Source organism: Pseudomonas gingeri, from assembly GCF_013386115.1.
In the GTDB taxonomy this organism is placed as follows: domain Bacteria; phylum Pseudomonadota; class Gammaproteobacteria; order Pseudomonadales; family Pseudomonadaceae; genus Aquipseudomonas; species Aquipseudomonas gingeri.
Window position 1 is genome coordinate 162950 of record NZ_JACAOR010000013.1, and the last position, 16995, is coordinate 179944.

Here is a 16995-nt window from a genome sequence, read left to right on the forward strand (position 1 = left end):
TTTTATGAATCAAACGATACGTTTCGTATCATAGCAGCTTGAGAGGTAAAAAGGCAATATTTGGCACGTTTTCAGACCCATCGGTCGAAAACGCCAAGTAGTTGAAATCACTGGATAAAACGGCGTTCCCAAGACTCAGGGCTCTACAAACTGTTTTCCGTATGTTTCACGGTGTCTGGCAAGACGCCACCAGGGTTTTCTGACAAAGAATGGAATCAAGAGGAAAATGAACGTGAAAAAAGTAGGGATAGTGAGCTACGGCACCGGCGTTCCCGTTTGTCGCTTGAAAGTCGAAGACGTCATCAACGTCTGGAAGAACACCGATCTGCACCTGGTGCAAAACCAGCTGGGCGTGACCGAAAGAGCGGTGCTGCAACCGGACGAAGATGTCATCACCCTCGGGGTCCTGGCGGCCCAGCGGGCGCTCGACAAGGTCCCCGGCAGCAGCGTCGAAGCCCTCTACCTGGGCACTTGCACCAACCCCTATGACTCCCGCGCCTCGGCCTCGGTCATTCTCGAAATGCTCGGCGCCGGCTACGACGCCTACTGCGCCGACGTACAGTTCGCCGGCAAGTCCGGCACTTCGGCCCTGCAGATCTGCCAGGCGCTGGTAGCGTCCGGCATGACCGGCAGCGCCATCGCCATCGGCGCCGACACCATCAACCGCAACACCGCCCCCGGCGACCTCACGGAGTCCTACGCCGGTGCCGGTGCGGCGGCGCTGCTGGTGGGCACGCAGAATGTCATCGCCGAATTCGACGGCAGCTTTTCCTGCGCGGCCGACGTCGCCGACAACATTCGCCCGCAAGGCGACCGCTACATCCGCTCCGGGATGGGCCTGGGCTCGGACAAGAACAGCATCGGCCTGGAAGACCAGACCCGCCGGGCGGCCGAAGGCCTGATGGCCAAGCTGCGCACCGAACCGAAGGACTACGACTACGTGGTGTTCCAGCAGAACCTGGTGTCCACGCCCTACTCCCTGGCCAGGCACCTGGGCTTCGAGCCCAAGCAGGTCGAACCCGGTATCTACGCCGGCAGCGTGGGGGACGCCGGCGCCGCCAGCCCGCTGCTCGGCCTGATCAACGTGCTCGACCAGGCACGCCCGGGGCAGAAGATCCTGCTGGTGTCCTACGGTTTCGGGGCCGGCAGCGACGCCATCGCCCTGACCGTCACACCGGCCATCGAGGCCTACCAGAAACACAACAAACCGCTGCGCGACCTGCTCGAAAACAAGCTGTACGTCGATTACGGCACTTCCATCAAATACGAGTTCAAGTATTTGCGGGCCGATTACGCTCTGACCGCCTACCTCTGATTTCGCCTGTCTACGCAAGGAGCATGAACATGTGCGCACGTCGTGTTGCAATCGTTTCGGCCGCTTACACGCCGAAACCGGGAAGTTCGCGGGTCCGGCAGACGTTCAAGGAAATGATCGTCGAGTCGGCCTACAAAGCCATCAAGGACGCCAGGATGCACCCGCGGGAAATCCAGGGTGTGGCCTACGGTTATCACGGTGAAGGCATTTCGGAATACGGTGGCCTCGGGCCGACGATCTCCGACGCGCTGGGCATCAGCCCGGCACCGACCTTCATGAGCACGGCCAACTGCACCAGCAGTTCGGTGTCGTTCCAGATGGGCCATCAGATGATCGCCTCCGGGGAATACGACATCGTCCTGGTCGGCGGCTTCGAGAAGATGACCGACCACTTCAACTACGCCGAATACATCGGCTCCAGTACCGAGTGCGAGTACGACTACTTCCTCGGCATCTCCCACACCGACGCCTTCGCCCTGGCGACGGCGGAGTACTTCCAGAAGTTCGGCTACGCCGGGCGCGAGGCCGATGTACTGGCGACCTTCGGCCGGCAGATGCGCATCTATGCGCAGAACACCCCCAATGCCACCCGCTACGGACTGCCGATTCCGTCCCTCGAGGCCCTGAAGAACAGCGAAGCCTTCGGCTCGATGCTGGCCTGGGGCGAAGCCAGCGGCTGCGCCATCCTGGTCGCCGAACACCTGGCCCACAAGTACACCGACAAACCGGTGTTCGTCCGTGGCTGTGCCTACACCGGGGTGTCCCACTACTTCGGTACCCGCTTCCACAATCCCACCCTGCATCACCCGGGCCTGCCCAAGGATGTCGGCATGGCGGTCTCGGCCAACTCGATCGCCTGCGCGGAAATCGCCTACAAGAAAGCCGGGATCACCGCCAAGGATATCGACGTGGCGCAGGTCTACGACCTGCTCGGCGCCGGCCTGATCCAGATGGAATCCATGGGCATCTGCGGCAAGGGCCAGGCCGGCGACTTTGTCCTCGAAGGCGGTATCGCCATCGACGGCCAGCTACCGCTGAACACCGACGGCGGCAATATCGGCCGCGGCCATGCCTCCGGCTGCGACGGCATCCTGCACATCACCGAACTGTTCCGCCAGTTGCGCGGCGAATCCGACAACCAGGTCAAGGGCGCACGCATCGGCGTGTCGCAGAACCTGGGGGGTTACGCCGCCCACAACTCAGTGATCGTTCTTTCCAACGACTAAGGAGCCGGACCATGTCCATGTACCCCGAACAGATCCACCGGATGACCACCGCCAGCATGCTTCGCGAATGGCGCGAACATGGCGGCAAATACCGCCTGGAAGGCAGCCAGTGTGAAGAGTGCAATGAAATCTTCTTCCCGCGCCGGACGGTCTGCGGAGCCTGCAACTCGCTGAGCGTCAAGCCCTACCGCTGTGCCCGCAGCGGCAAGATCGAAGTCATGGCCCATGCCGAGAACCCGATCCTCGCCGCCATGGGCTACGGCGAAACCGTACCGCGCTGCATGGCGATGGTGCGCCTGGACGATGGCCTGGTCATCGCCTCGGAAATCGTCGACGTCACCCACCCGGAACAACTCAAGGCCGGCGCGCCGGTACGCATGGTCGTGCGCAAGCACGTCCGGGAAAGCAACCTGGCCTGGCAATACGCCTACAAGTTTGTCCTGGACATATAAGTAACTTGCAACTTGCAGGGCGTCAGTTATTGACGCCCTGCCCTCCCGACATCAAAAACAAGAACTGTGCGTCAGCTTTATAACAACGGCCTCTACATATATTGCAGAAGCCTTTAAGACCCTGTTGCTTCAGGGGCTACGGACTGCCTTCGTCTTAAAAGCGGGGAATGACTCCCCATACTCATTATTGGCCTATATATAGCCGAGGATTCATCATGTCTACTCTTTGTCTCCCACACGTACTGTTCCCGAAAAACAAGATTACCCAGCAACAGATGATCGACCACCTGGAAAGCCTGCACGCCGACCATCCGCGCATGGCGGTGGCCAAGCGCATGATCCAGAACACCGAGGTCAACGAACGCCACCTGATCCTGCCGATCGACGAACTGGCGGTGCATACCGGCTTCACCCACCGCAGCATCGTCTATGAGCGCGAAGCCCGCCAGATGTCCTCCGCCGCGGCCCGCCAGGCCATTGAAAACGCGGGCCTGACGGTCAACGACATCCGCATGGTGGTAGTCACCTCCTGCACCGGCTTCATGATGCCGTCGCTGACCGCGCACCTGATCAACGACCTCGACCTGCCGACTTCCACCGTGCAGTTGCCGATCGCCCAGCTCGGCTGTGTCGCCGGGGCCGCTGCCATCAACCGGGCCAATGACTTCGCCAAGCTGGACGCGCGCAATCATGTATTGATCGTTTCCCTTGAGTTCTCTTCGCTGTGTTACCAGCCCAACGATACCAAGTTGCATGCCTTTATTTCCGCCGCCCTGTTTGGCGACGCCGTTTCCGCCTGTGTATTGCGCGCGGATGATCAGGCAGCGGGTTTCAAGATCCACTCGACCAACTCGTTCTTCCTGCCGAAAAGCGAGCACTACATCAAATACGATGTAAAGGACACCGGCTTCCACTTCACCCTGGATAAAGCCGTGATGAACTCCATCAAGGATGTCGCGCCGATCATGGAGAAACTCAACTACGACACGTTCGAACAGAACTGCGCGCAGAATGACTTCTTCATCTTCCATACCGGCGGCCGCAAGATCCTCGACGAACTGGTCCTGCAACTGGACCTCGCCTCCAACCGTGTCTCGCAGTCGCGCACCAGCCTTTCCGAAGCCGGCAATATCGCCAGCGTGGTGGTGTTCGACGTGCTCAAGCGACAGTTCGAGGCCGGTCTGAATCCGGGCGACGTCGGCATGCTGGCGGCTTTCGGTCCGGGCTTCACCGCCGAAATGTCCGTGGGTGAATGGGCGGCCTGACAGGCCGGATATCCGCTCGGGCAACGGGGAACCGCTACGCAAGCCCTGACCGTCAATCGACGCCAGGGCTTGCCGCGCGCCCTCGGGCATCGCGCAAGACGGCGCAGCGCTTCATTGCGCCTGGTTCATGGTTTCACACGGAAGATGAGCGATGAACACAGACAATCACACGACGCTGCCCAGGCGGCGTTACGAACGACGCATGGTACTGCTGCTGTCCCTGAGTTTCGGGCTGGTCGGGCTTGATCGCTTTATCATCCTGCCGCTGTTCCCGGTGATCATGCACGACCTGCACCTGGATTATCAGGACCTCGGTTTTCTCTCGGCCGCGCTGGCCTTCACCTGGGGTTTTTCGGCCCTCGGCGCGGGCTACGTGATCGATCGCCTGGGGCGCAAGAACGCCTTGGTCCTGTCGATCGCCGTGCTGTCCCTGCTGGCGGGGCTCTCGGCCCTGGCCAGCGGTCTGTTCGGCCTGGTGCTCCTTCGCGCCCTGATGGGACTTTGCGAGGGCGCGTTCACGCCGACCAGCATCATCGTCACCGACGAGGTCTCGCATCCCGACCGACGCGGGCAGAACCTGGGTTTCCAGCAGGCGCTGTTTCCGATTCTCGGCCTGTGCCTGGGACCGCTGCTGGCAGCCAGCCTGCTGGAACTGTTCGACTCCTGGCGCACGGTGTTCGCGATCATTTCCCTGCCCGGCCTGCTGCTGGCCGCCTACCTGTGGAAGGTCTATCGACCGGCTCCGCTGTCCGGGCAGCAACGGCAAGCCCGTGGCAATGCCCGGAACTGGCTGGCGGCCTTCAGGAGCGGCAATGTCAGCCTGAACATCCTGATCATGTTCTGCATCCTCACCTGCCAGTTCGTCCTGTGCGCGATGCTGCCCAGCTACCTCACGGACTACCTGCACCTGGAAACCCTGTCCATGGCCGTGGTGATTTCCGCCATCGGCATCGGCGGTTTCATCGGCCAGTTGATCATTCCGGCGCTGTCGGACCGGTTGGGACGCCGGCCGGTGGTCATGGTTTCATTCATGACCAGCGCGACACTGGTGGGCCTGCTGATCATCTGCCCGGCGGTCACCGGCCTGCTGTTCCTGTTGCTGTTCCTGCTGTCGTTCTTCAATTTCAGCCTGATCTGCATGACCGTCGGCCCGCTGACCAGCGAGTCGGTGCCGGCGGCGCTACTGCCCACGGCCACCGGCATCGTCGTGGGCTTCGGCGAGATCCTCGGGGGTGGCGTATCCCCCGCCGTCGCCGGTTATGCCGCCACTCATTTTGGCCTGCCATCCATTCTGTACGTCGCCCTGGCCGGAAGCGTCGCCGGCCTGCTGTTGTCACTGTGCCTGCGCGACAGCCAGGCACGACGCGCCCCCGCCGCCGTCCTGCAGCCCATGGAAGCGTTGCCGGCAAGCCTGACCCTGAAGGAGTAGAGAATCATGGGACACTATTTGATGTTGCTCGACCTGTGCCAGCAGGAGCACCGTGGCATCGGCCTGTTCGATTTCCAGACCGGCCGCAACGCCCGGCTGTTTCCCGAGCAGGGCGGGTTGTATGAGACGCTGCAGTACTGCAGCCGCTGGCACCTGGGCTGGGCCGACCACCTCAAGTCCCTGCCGGCCAGCACCAGCACCCGGGAAATCAGCCTGCGGCCACCGCTCAAGCCCGCCAACAACCTGCTGGCCCAGGTCAGCGCGGTCAGCCTGGCGACCCCGAAGCGCAACCAGGCGTGGTTCTACAAAGGCAACGGCAGCCTGCTCAAGACCGATGGCGAAGCGCTGAACATCCCCTATCACGCCCTGAGCATCGCCAGCGAACCGGGGATCGTCTGCGTCTATATGGTCGATCCTTTTGGCAAGTTGCGTTTCGTCGGTTTCACCCTCGGCAACGAAGTGCAGGACCCGCTGCTCGGCAATCTCGATTCACCGGATGCCCTGCAGGCCAGCCTGCGCGAATGCGCGATTGCCCCGGCCATGATTCTCGGGGAGATGCAGTGCCGGCTGTCCATCAACGCCCGTATCGAACGCCTGGACGCGCAGATTTCCTCTCGTGAATACGTCATCGAACTGAAGGAATGGCAGGCGCTGCGCCGCCATACCCAGGCGTTCCTCGAACAGCATGAGCAGTTCCTCCAGCCCGGCATGCTGCACTACGTGTTTCATGGCCTGGAGCGGCGGGACAACCCGGCGCCGCTGCAACACGGCGACTGGCTCGACCTCGATTGCCCGGAGCTGGAACTGGGCATGAGCAACCGCATCGTCGAGGAAGAACTGCTGCACCTGTATCCATTGGGCAAGCGCCTGGTCGATAGCAGCCTGCCGGCGCGGGCGGCGGCCCTGCAACAGCGCCCCGGTGCTCAGCGATAATCGTCCACCGGCACGCAGGCGCAGAACAGGTTGCGGTCACCGTAGACGTTGTCCACCCGGTTCACCGTCGGCCAGTATTTGTGCGCCCGGGTGTGAGCCGTCGGGGTCACCGCCTGTTCGATGCTGTAGGGGCGCTCCCAGACCCCGGTGATATCCGCCAGGGTGTGGGGCGAGCGCTTGAGCGGGTTGTCCTCGGCGGACCAGTTGCCGTTCTGCACCTCGGCAATCTCCGCGCGGATGCGCAGCATGGCCTCGACAAAACGGTCCAGTTCCGCCTTCGACTCGCTTTCGGTGGGCTCGACCATCAAGGTGCCCGGCACCGGGAATGACATGGTCGGGGCATGGAAACCGTAGTCCATCAGGCGCTTGGCGACGTCCTCCTCACTGATCCCGGTCTGGGCCTTGAGCGGGCGCAGGTCGAGAATGCACTCATGGGCGACGCGGCCATTGCGTCCGCTGTAGAGCACTGGGAACGCGCCACCCAGCTGCTGTGCCAGGTAGTTCGCGGCGAGGATCGCCACCTCGCTGGCATCGGCCAGTTGCGGCCCCATCATCGCGATATACATCCAGCTGATGGGCAGGATGCTCGCGCTGCCCCAGGGCGCCGCGCTGACCGCGCCGTTCTGCGGCAACGGCCCGTCGATGGGCACCACCGGGTGGTTGGCGACGAAAGGCGCCAGGTGCGCCCGCACGCCGATCGGCCCCATGCCCGGCCCGCCGCCGCCATGGGGAATGCAGAAAGTCTTGTGCAGGTTCATGTGGGAGACATCGGCACCGATATCCGCCGGCCGGGCCAGGCCGACCTGGGCGTTGAGGTTGGCTCCGTCCATGTACACCTGGCCGCCGTGGCGGTGGATGACTTCACAGATCTCGCCGATGCCTTCCTCGTACACACCATGGGTCGACGGGTAGGTCGCCATCAGGCAGGACAGGTGATCGCCGGCGGCCAGAGCCTTGGCCTTGAGGTCTTCGAGCTCGACATTGCCGGCCTCGTCGCACTCGACGATCACCACCTGCATGCCGGCCATCTGCGCCGAGGCCGGGTTGGTGCCATGGGCCGATGACGGGATCAGGCAGATATTGCGCGCGCCCTGCTGGCGGCTTTCGTGATACTTGCGGATCGCCAGCAGCCCGGCGTACTCGCCCTGGGCACCGGAGTTGGGCTGCATGCAGATGGCGTCGAAACCGGTAATCGCGCAAAGCCAGCGTTCCAGCTCCTCGATCATCGCCGCGTAGCCCTGGACCTGTTCGCGCGGGGCGAACGGGTGCAGGTTGGCAAAGCCCGGCCAGGTGATGGGAATCATCTCGCTGCTGGCATTGAGCTTCATGGTGCAGGAGCCCAGCGGGATCATCGACTGGTTGAGGGCCAGGTCCTTGTTCTCCAGCTGCTTGAGGTAGCGCAGCATCTCGGTTTCGCTGTGATGGGCATTGAACACCGGATGGGTCAGGTATGCGGAGCGGCGTTGCAGGTCGTCCGGAATACCGCTGTCCAGGGCTTGCGCGTCCAGTTCGGCGACGTCCAGCCCGTGATCGGCACCCAGGAAGATATCCAGCAGGCGCAGCACCGTGGTTTCGTCGCAGGTCTCGTCCAGGCTCAGGCCCAGCTGGCCGCGCCCGAGAATCCGCAGGTTGATCTGCGCCGCCCGGGCACTTTCGAGGATGGCCGTCTGACTGCCACCGACCTCCAGGGTCAGGGTGTCGAAAAAGTGCCGGTTGAGGCGCGCGATGCCCTTGCGCTCAAGGCCGCTGGCGAGGATGCAGGTCAGCCGGTGGACCCGCTGGGCGATGCGCCTGAGCCCTTCGGGTCCGTGGTAGACCGCGTAGAAGCTGGCGATATTGGCCAGCAGCACCTGGGCCGTGCAGATATTCGAGTTGGCCTTTTCCCGACGGATATGTTGCTCGCGGGTCTGCAAGGCCATGCGCAGGGCCATATTGCCCCGGGCATCCCGGGACACGCCGATGATCCGCCCGGGAATCGCCCGCTTGTACTCATCGCGGGTGGCGAAATACGCCGCGTGCGGCCCACCGTAGCCCATGGGCACGCCGAAACGCTGGGACGAACCGAACACCACGTCCGCCCCCAGCTCGCCGGGCGGGGTCAGCAACAACAGGCTCAACAGGTCGGCCGCCACGCAGGCCAGCGCCTGCCGGGCGTGCAATTGCTCGATCAGCGGCCGCAGGTCACGGATCTCGCCATGGGTATCGGGGTACTGCAGCAAGGCACCGAATACCTGGTGCTGGCTCAAGTTATCCACAGGCCCGACCACCAGCTCGAAACCGAAGCCCTCGGCCCGGGTGCGCACCACGGAAATCGTCTGCGGATGGCACTGCTCATCGACGAAGAACAGGTTGCTTTTCGCCTTCGCCACCCGCTTGGCCAGGGCCATGGCTTCCGCCGCCGCGGTGGCTTCGTCGAGCAGCGAGGCATTGGCCAGTTCCAGGCCGGTCAGGTCGATGGTCAGTTGCTGGAAATTGAGCAGGGCTTCCAGCCGGCCCTGGGCGATTTCCGGTTGATAGGGGGTATAGGCGGTATACCAGCCGGGGTTCTCCAGGACATTGCGCAGGATGACCGTCGGTGTCAGGGTGCCGTGGTACCCCATGCCGATCAGGCTGGTCCAGAGCTGGTTCTGCTGGGCATAACCGCGCAACTTGTCCAGGGCCGCCTGCTCGTCCAGCGCCGCGGGCAAGTCCAGTTCGCGGTTCAGGCGGATGCCCGGCGGTACCGTCTGCTCGATCAGTTCGACCCGGCTCCCGAGCCCGAGGACATCGAGCATCGCCTGCTGTTCGGCGGCATCCGGGCCCAGGTGACGACGCAGAAAAGCCTGGGGATCTCGCAACTGGCTCAAGGACGGCGATAGGGACATGACGGGCTCTCTCTTGGCGGCGCGCAGCGTCGAGGCAACACGGGAATCACCGAGACGACGACGGGTGGACACGTCGTTTCGGCCACTGTGCAAGCAGCATAGCAGCCCGCCTCCCGGGGCGCCGCGAAGCGTCCGTTCAGCATCAGGACAGCAAAAAGAACCGAAATTTCACATCAAATCAGTATCATCGACAGCATCGCGGCCTAGTGGCCTGTGTGGCCAGTTCTGTTAGTCAACTTCGGCGCCATAAGCCCCTGTCCTGCGTTGCTGTTCCTCGCCATAGCGGGCTATGACTCGTCACAGCGCCTTGGTCAGGAACTTCTGGCATCCGAATTTGAGCTAACGAACTAGCCGTATAGGCCACGAGCTGTCTATCCTTTATCGCCTGCGGATCATTTCCCGGCCTTCACATCGGACGTCACGACCCCATGAGCCAACTTCCTTTCCTGCCCTTCTCCAAACCCACCATCGACGAAGCGACCATCTCGTCGGTCGCCGAAGTCCTGCGGTCCGGCTGGATCACCAGCGGTCCCAAGGTGGCAGCCTTTGAAGCCCAGTTGTCGGAATACTTCGGCGGCCGTCCCGTGCGCACCTTCAACTCCGGCACCTGCACCATGGAGATCGCCTTGCGCATCGCCGGCATCGGCCCGGGTGACGAAGTCATCACCACGCCGATCTCCTGGGTCGCCACCGCCAACGTGATCATCGAAGTCGGGGCCACCCCGGTGTTCGCCGATATCGACCCGGTGACCCGCAATATCGACCTGGATCAGGTCGAGGCCGCGATCACTCCACGTACCCGGGCGATCATCCCGGTGTACCTGTCAGGCCTGCCGGTGGATATGGACCGTCTCTACGCCATCGCCAAGAAACACAACCTGCGCATCGTCGAAGACGCCGCCCAGGCCCTGGGTTCGGAGTGGCACGGGCAGAAGATCGGCGCCCTCGGTGACTTCGTGTCGTTCAGCTTCCAGGCGAACAAGAACATCACTTCGTCCGAAGGCGGTTGCCTGGTATTGAACAACGCCGAGGAAGCGCGCCTGGCGGAAAAATATCGCCTGCAGGGCGTGACCCGCACCGGCCATGACGGGCTGGACGTGGATGTGCTCGGCGGCAAGTTCAACATGACCGACGTCGCCGCGGCCATCGGCCTGGGCCAGTTCGCCCATATCGACGCCATCACCGCCCATCGCCGGGAGATGGCCCGCTACTACTTCGAACTGTTCGGCGGCGATTTCGAGGAGCAGTACGGCGCGCAGCTACCGGTACAGGATTTCACCCACAGTAACTGGCACATGTTCCAGCTGGTCCTGCCGGAGCGTACCGATGGCCAGCCGGCGCGGGCGACCTTCATGGAGGACATGAAGCAGCAGGGCATCGGTATCGGCTACCACTACCCGGCGATCCACCTGCTGAGCCTGTACCGCGAACGCGGTTTCAAGGAAGGCATGTTCCCGGTCGCCGAACGCGTCGGGCGCCTGATCGTCTCGTTGCCGATGTTCAACGTGATCACCCGAGCCGATGTCGAGCGCGCCGTGGCGGCGGTCAAGACAGCATTGAAACGCTGATACCGCATGAAAAACTGTAGGAGCCGGCTTGCCGGCGATGGCGTCCCTGAGGACAGTACGAGGCTTGAGGACCTCATCGCCGGCAAGCCGGCTCCCACAGAATTCAGTGTACCTCTTACTCGCCGATGGCGGCCTTGTAGCCCGCCGCATCCAGCAACTTGCCCAGGTCAGCCTCGTCGTTCGGCTTGAGCTTGAAGATCCACGCCCCGTAAGGGTCGCTGTTCAACAGCTCCGGCTCGCCGGACAGCGCGTCGTTGACCGCGATCACCTCGCCGGCAACCGGCGAGTAGATATCGGAGGCGGCTTTCACCGACTCCACCACACCCGCCTGATCACCGGCAGCGAACACATTGCCGACTTCCGTCAGCTCAACGAACACCACATCGCCCAAGGCTTCCTGAGCGTGGTCGCTGATGCCCACGGTGACCGTACCGTCGGCTTCCAGGCGGGCCCATTCATGGCTTTCGGCAAAACGCAGTTCGGCAGGGATATCGCTCATATTCAATGTCCTCGAGAAGAAGTGTCGGCGGACCCGCCACGCGGGCTCGCCAGATAAGATCAGACCAGGGTTTTGCCATGACGCACGAACGTCGGCCTTACCACGCGAACCGGGTACCATTTGCCGCGAATTTCCACTTCGGCGCGATCAGCCGTCGCCGAGGGAACGCGCGCCAGCGCAATCGACTTGCTTAGCGTAGGAGAGAAACTACCACTGGTGATCTCCCCTTCGCCAATGTCAGCGATACGAACCACCTGGTGGGCACGCAGAACCCCCCGTTCCTCCAGCACCAGGCCGACCAGCTTGAGCTCCGGTCCGCGGGCCTTTTCCGCTTCGAGGGCGGCCCGGCCGATGAAGTCGCGGGACGCCGGCTCCCAGGCAATGGTCCAGGCCATGTTGGCGGCCAGGGGCGAGACATCCAGGTGGATATCCTGGCCGTACAGGTTCATTCCGGCTTCGAGCCGCAGGGTATCGCGGGCACCGAGGCCGATCGGGGAAATGCCGGCGCCGACCAGGTCGTTGAAGAAACCGGGCGCCTGCTCGGCCGGTAGCACGATCTCCAGGCCGTCCTCGCCGGTATAGCCGGTGCGGGCGATAAACCAGTCGCCGTCGCTGCGGCCTTCGAAGGGTTTGAGCTGCTGGATCAACTGGCCACGGGACTGGGTCACCAGCTCGCTGATCTTGTGCCGGGCCTGCGGCCCCTGGATCGCCAGCATCGCCAGTTCGGGGCGCTCCAGCAGTTGCACGTCGAACTGGCCGATCCGGGCGTTCATCCACGCCAGGTCCTGGTCGCGGGTGGCCGCGTTGACCACCAGGCGATAACCGTCGTCGATGCGGTAGACGATCATGTCGTCGATCACCCCGCCCTGCTCGTCGAGCATGGCGCTGTACAAGGCGCGGCCGGGGCTGTCGAGACGCTCGACATCATTGGCCAGCAGGTACCGCAGCCAGGCCTTGGCCTGGCTGCCGGCGATATCGATCACGGTCATGTGCGAAACATCGAAGACCCCGCAATCGCGTCGCACCTGATGGTGCTCCTCGACCTGCGAGCCGTAATGCAGAGGCATATCCCAACCGCCAAAATCGACCATCTTCGCGCCAAGGGCGAGGTGCAGGTCATACAGAGGCGTACGCTGTCCCATGGGTTTCTCCTTCCGGGCGTGGCGAAGGTGCGGACAGGCGTCGGATTGGCTTGAGCCCTTTATGGATGGGGCCTTGAGCCATGTTCCAGCACCCGGTCTGTCAGACGGACCGCACCGAATGCCGCGCATTGTAGCCGCAAGGGACCGACCTGGCACCTAACCGATTTGCCGAGCCGAGCGACGGATCAGGCCGATCACCGGCAACAGGCCGACCAGCACCAGTGTCAGCGCCGGCAGCGACGCCCGCGCCCACTCGCCCTCACTGGTCATCTCGAAGATCCGCACCGCCAGCGTATCCCAGCCGAACGGGCGCATCAGCAGGGTCGCGGGCATTTCCTTGAGCACGTCGACGAACACCAGCAAGGCGGCGCTCAAGGTGCCGGGCAGCAGCAACGGCAGATACACTTTGAAAAACAGTCGCGGCCCACCGACACCCAGGCTGCGGGCCGCTTCCGGCAACGACGGGCGAATCCGCGCCAGGCTGTTTTCCAGCGGCCCATAGGCCACCGCGATAAAACGCACCAGGTACGCCAGCAACAGGGCCGACAGGCTGCCCAGCAGCAACGGCTTGCCAGCACCGCCGAGCCAGCCGGACAGCGGGATCACCAGTTCCCGGTCCAGGTAACTGAACGCGAGCATGATCGATACCGCCAGCACCGAGCCGGGCAGCGCATAGCCGAGGTTGGCCAGGCTGACTCCGGCGCGGATGGCCCGGGTCGGCGCCAGGCGCCGCGCGAACGCCAGCACCAGCGCCACGGCGACGGTGATCAGCGCGGCCATGCCCCCCAGGTACAGGGTGTGCAGGATCAGTCCGGTGTAACGCTCATCGAGGTCGAAGCGGCCGCGCTGCCAGAACCACACCACCAGTTGCAGCAACGGAATGACAAAGGCGCAGGCGAACACCAGCAGGCACCAGCCACTGGCAACCCATGCCTTCAGGCCACGCAAGTGATACAGCGCCTTGCCCCGCGGCCGCTCGTTGCCGGCACGACTGGCGCCGCGGGCCCGCCGCTCGCCGTAGAGCACCAGCATCACCGCGAGCAGCAGCAGGCTGGCGAGCTGGGCCGCGCTGGAGAGGCTGAAGAAGCCATACCAGGTCTTGTAGATCGCGGTGGTGAAGGTATCGAAGTTGAACACCGAGACCGCGCCGAAATCCGCCAGGGTTTCCATCAGCGCCAAGGCCACGCCGGCACCAATGGCCGGACGCGCCATGGGCAGGGCCACGCGCCAGAATGCCTGCCAGGGCGATTGGCCGAGGACCCGGGCGGCTTCCATCAAGCCCTTGCCCTGGGCCAGGAACGCGTTGCGCGCCAGCAGGTAGACATAAGGGTAGAAAACCAGCACCAGTACCAGGATCACCCCGCCGGTGGAGCGTACCCGTGGCAGGCGCAGGCCGCTGCCGAAGACTTCCCGCAACAGGCTTTGTACCGGGCCGGAGAAGTCCAGCAGGCCGACGAAGACAAACGCCAGGACATAGGCCGGAATGGCAAAGGGCAGCATCAACGCCCAATCGAGCCAGCGACGGCCGGGAAACTCGCAGAGGCTGGTGAGCCAGGCGAGACTGACGCCAAGCAGGGTGACGCCGACGCCGACGCCGACCACCAGGGTCAGGGTATTGCCCAGCAGGCGGGGCATCTGGGTTTCCCAGAGGTGGGACCAGATCTGCAGGTCGATCGACTGCCAGGACAGCAACAGCACGCTCAGCGGCAACAGCACCAGGGCCGCGACGGCGAGAACCAGGGGATACCAGCGGCGTTGGGCGGGATGGGCCAAGGGAGCTCTCAGAACAGGTGTTTACACGCCGGCCCCCTGTGGGGGCCGGCTTGCTGGCGATCCAGGCGACAGGGTCGGGCAGGAGAACGCATCGATACTATCGCCGGCAAGCCGGCTCCCACAGGGTTTTGTGTCGCGACCGGGCTTTGTCTGGCGCCCCTGTCAGTTCCAGCCGACGCGATCCATCAGGCGGATCGCCTCGGCCTGGCGCTTGCCGGCGATTTCCACCGGCAGGGCATCGGGCACGAACTTGCCCCAGCTCGCCACTTCCGCCGACGGCGGCACCGCCGGGTTGGCCGGGAACTCCTGGTTCACGTCGGCAAAGATCCGCTGGGCTTCAGGTGTGGTCATCCATTCCACCAGCGCCTTGGCCGCTTCCGGGTGCGGTGCATGCCGGGTCAGGCCGATCCCCGACAGGTTCACATGCACGCCTCGGTCGCCCTGGTTCGGCCAGAACAGTTTCACCGCCAGGTTCGGGTTCTGCTTGTGCAGGCGACCGTAGTAGTAGGTATTGACGATGCCGACGTCGCACTGCCCGGCGTTGATCGCCTCGAGCACCGCGATGTCATCGGAGAAGACGTCGGTGGACAGGTTGTTCACCCAGCCCTTGAGGATCTGCTCGGTCCTGGCCGCACCATGGGTTTCGATCAGGGTGGCGGTCAGCGACTGGTTGTAGACCTTCTTCGCCGTGCGCAGGCACAGGCGACCCTCCCACTGCTTGTCGGCCAGGGCCTCGTAGGTGGTCAGGTCGGCGGGTTGCACCCGCTCGGTGGAATAGGCCAGGGTCCGCGCCCGCAGGCTCAGGCCGGTCCATTGGTGGGCCGACGAGCGATATTGCAGCGGGATATTGGCGTCGATCACCTTGGAGGTGAACGGTTGCAGGATGCCCATCTGCTCAGCCTGCCAGAGGTTGCCGGCATCGACGGTGAGCAGCAGGTCGGCGGTGGCGTTCTCGCCCTCGGCCTTGATCCGCTGCATCAGCGGCGCTTCCTTGTCGGTGATGAACTTCACCTTCACCCCGGTCTTCTGGGTGTAGGCATCGAACACCGGCTTGATCAGCTCATCGATACGCGAGGAGTACACCACCACTTCGTCGGCGGCATGGGCCGCGCCCGCCACGAAGGTTAGGGCCAGGGCCGTCAATAGACGCTTCGGTGCCGACATGGGAGCGATCTCTCGAATTCGAAATGAACGCGAAATGATAGTGACTCACATTTGGCACCTCAACCGAAGTCGGCGCGGAGGCGTTACCAGATGTTGCCGCGCACTGTCAGGCCCTGGCCAGCTCCGGCAGGTCGCCACTCAGGCCCAGCGCCTGGCGGACAAACAAGGCCTTGGCCTCCGGCATCTGGTTGACCATCTTCAGGCCGGTGTTGCGCAGCCAGCGCAGCGGCAGGCGATCGGCCTGGAACAGTCGCTCGAAACCTTCCATCGCCGCCATCAGGCCAAGGTTGTGGGGCATGCGCCGACGCTCGAAGCGACTGAGCACCTGTACATCCGCCAGCCGCTCGCCACGCTCGACCGCGTGCAACAGCACCTCGGCCAGTACCGCCGCATCGAGGAACCCCAGGTTCACGCCCTGCCCGGCCAATGGGTGAATGGTATGGGCCGCGTCGCCGATCAGCGCCAGCCCTTCGGCGACATAACGCTTGGCATGGCGCTGGCGCAGCGGCACGCACAGGCGTGGGTCGACGGACAGTACCGTGCCGAGTCGACCTTCGAAGGCCCGCTCCAGCTCGCGGCAGAAAGTCGCCTCGTCCAGTGCCATCAGGCGCTCGGCTTCACCCGGCGTGGTCGACCAGACAATCGAACACCAGTCCTGGCCGCCATCGCGCTCCAGCGGCAGGAAGGCCAGCGGGCCGTCATCGGTAAAGCGCTGCCAGGCGGTCATCTGGTGCGGCTTCGAGCTGCGCACGCTGGTGACGATGGCGTGGTGCAGGTAATCCCACTCGCGGGTCGCACAGCCGGTCAGGCGGCGCACCGCCGAGTTCGCGCCGTCGGCGGCGATCACCAGCGGCGAGCGCAGCTTGCGCCCGTCGGCCAGGGTCAGCAGCCAGTCATCGCCGGAGCGGCGCATCTGCTCCAGCCGCGCATTGGCCAGCAGGCCCATGTCGCAATCGTGCAGGCGGTCGAGCAAGGCGTCCTGGACCACCCGGTTCTCGACGATATGCCCGAGCACATCGGCATGCACGCTGGCCGCCGAGAAGTGGATCTGTCCGGTGCCGCTGCCGTCCCAGACCTGCATGTCGCGGTAGGGACTGGCGCGCCGGCCGGCAATGCCCGACCACACGCCCAGGCGCTCGAGGATGCGCTGGCTGGCGGCCGACAGGGCACTCACCCGGGGTTCGAACGCTGCCTGCGGGTCGAACGGCTTGACGCTCATCGGACCGCCATCGAGCAACAGTACTTCCAGCCCGCTGTCTTTCAGGGCGAGGGCCAGGGCACTGCCGACCATCCCGGCTCCGACGATCAGCACATCTGCGCGCATTTCCATGCTTTAAGCCTTAGTGAAAGTTAGACGGACCTTGC

The 16995-nt window shown here is 63.9% G+C and carries 13 protein-coding genes; 7 read left to right on the forward strand and 6 right to left on the reverse strand.

The genetic code is table 11. The features are described from left to right. Nucleotides 1–226 precede the first annotated feature (226 nt). From HX881_RS24850 to HX881_RS24875, 6 genes are all read left to right on the forward strand, one after another. Nucleotides 227–1315 carry a hydroxymethylglutaryl-CoA synthase gene (locus HX881_RS24850; protein WP_042935087.1) on the forward strand — a complete coding sequence of 363 codons (1089 nt, stop codon included), beginning with the start codon at nt 227–229 and terminating at the stop codon, nt 1313–1315. 29 nt (nt 1316–1344) lie between these two features. Continuing rightward, a complete protein-coding gene (locus tag HX881_RS24855; RefSeq protein WP_042935088.1) occupies nt 1345–2541 on the forward strand; it encodes a thiolase family protein in 1197 nt (398 codons plus the stop codon). Nucleotides 2542–2552: 11 nt separating this feature from the next. Next, a complete protein-coding gene (locus HX881_RS24860) occupies nt 2553–2993 on the forward strand; it encodes a Zn-ribbon domain-containing OB-fold protein (protein WP_017125423.1) in 441 nt (146 codons plus the stop codon). Between the two features lie 215 nt (nt 2994–3208). Beyond that, complete coding sequence (locus HX881_RS24865) at nt 3209–4258, forward strand: type III polyketide synthase (protein WP_042935089.1); 1050 nt, start codon at nt 3209–3211, stop codon at nt 4256–4258. A 151-nt stretch (nt 4259–4409) separates the two neighbouring features. Next, nucleotides 4410–5687, forward strand: coding sequence for an MFS transporter (locus HX881_RS24870; RefSeq protein ID WP_177087147.1), 1278 nt, complete (start codon nt 4410–4412; stop codon nt 5685–5687). Nucleotides 5688–5693: 6 nt separating this feature from the next. Beyond that, a complete protein-coding gene (locus HX881_RS24875) occupies nt 5694–6620 on the forward strand; it encodes a fumarylacetoacetate hydrolase (RefSeq protein ID WP_177087149.1) in 927 nt (308 codons plus the stop codon). On the opposite strand, the gene gcvP is transcribed toward HX881_RS24875, so the two are convergent. Continuing rightward, nucleotides 6611–9484 carry an aminomethyl-transferring glycine dehydrogenase gene (gene gcvP, locus HX881_RS24880; protein WP_177087150.1) on the reverse strand — a complete coding sequence of 958 codons (2874 nt, stop codon included), beginning with the start codon at nt 9482–9484 and terminating at the stop codon, nt 6611–6613. The genes HX881_RS24875 and gcvP overlap by 10 nt on opposite strands. A gap of 428 nt (nt 9485–9912) precedes the next feature. On the opposite strand from gcvP, the gene HX881_RS24885 reads away from it, so the two are divergent. Continuing rightward, a complete protein-coding gene (locus tag HX881_RS24885; protein WP_177087151.1) occupies nt 9913–11052 on the forward strand; it encodes a DegT/DnrJ/EryC1/StrS family aminotransferase in 1140 nt (379 codons plus the stop codon). A gap of 115 nt (nt 11053–11167) precedes the next feature. On the opposite strand, the gene gcvH is transcribed toward HX881_RS24885, so the two are convergent. From gcvH to HX881_RS24910, 5 genes are all read right to left on the reverse strand, one after another. Next, nucleotides 11168–11551 (reverse strand): glycine cleavage system protein GcvH, encoded by a 384-nt coding sequence (gcvH, locus tag HX881_RS24890; protein ID WP_017125429.1) that lies wholly within the window; start codon nt 11549–11551, stop codon nt 11168–11170. 59 nt (nt 11552–11610) lie between these two features. After that, nucleotides 11611–12693 carry a glycine cleavage system aminomethyltransferase GcvT gene (gene gcvT, locus HX881_RS24895; RefSeq protein ID WP_017125430.1) on the reverse strand — a complete coding sequence of 361 codons (1083 nt, stop codon included), beginning with the start codon at nt 12691–12693 and terminating at the stop codon, nt 11611–11613. Nucleotides 12694–12849: 156 nt separating this feature from the next. Continuing rightward, nucleotides 12850–14466 (reverse strand): ABC transporter permease, encoded by a 1617-nt coding sequence (locus HX881_RS24900; protein ID WP_017125431.1) that lies wholly within the window; start codon nt 14464–14466, stop codon nt 12850–12852. A 162-nt stretch (nt 14467–14628) separates the two neighbouring features. Beyond that, nucleotides 14629–15630 carry an extracellular solute-binding protein gene (locus HX881_RS24905; RefSeq protein WP_017125432.1) on the reverse strand — a complete coding sequence of 334 codons (1002 nt, stop codon included), beginning with the start codon at nt 15628–15630 and terminating at the stop codon, nt 14629–14631. Between the two features lie 106 nt (nt 15631–15736). Then, nucleotides 15737–16954: a 2-octaprenyl-3-methyl-6-methoxy-1,4-benzoquinol hydroxylase gene (locus HX881_RS24910; RefSeq protein WP_167331628.1), complete on the reverse strand. Its 1218-nt coding sequence runs from the start codon at nt 16952–16954 to the stop codon at nt 15737–15739. Nucleotides 16955–16995: the final 41 nt, after the last annotated feature.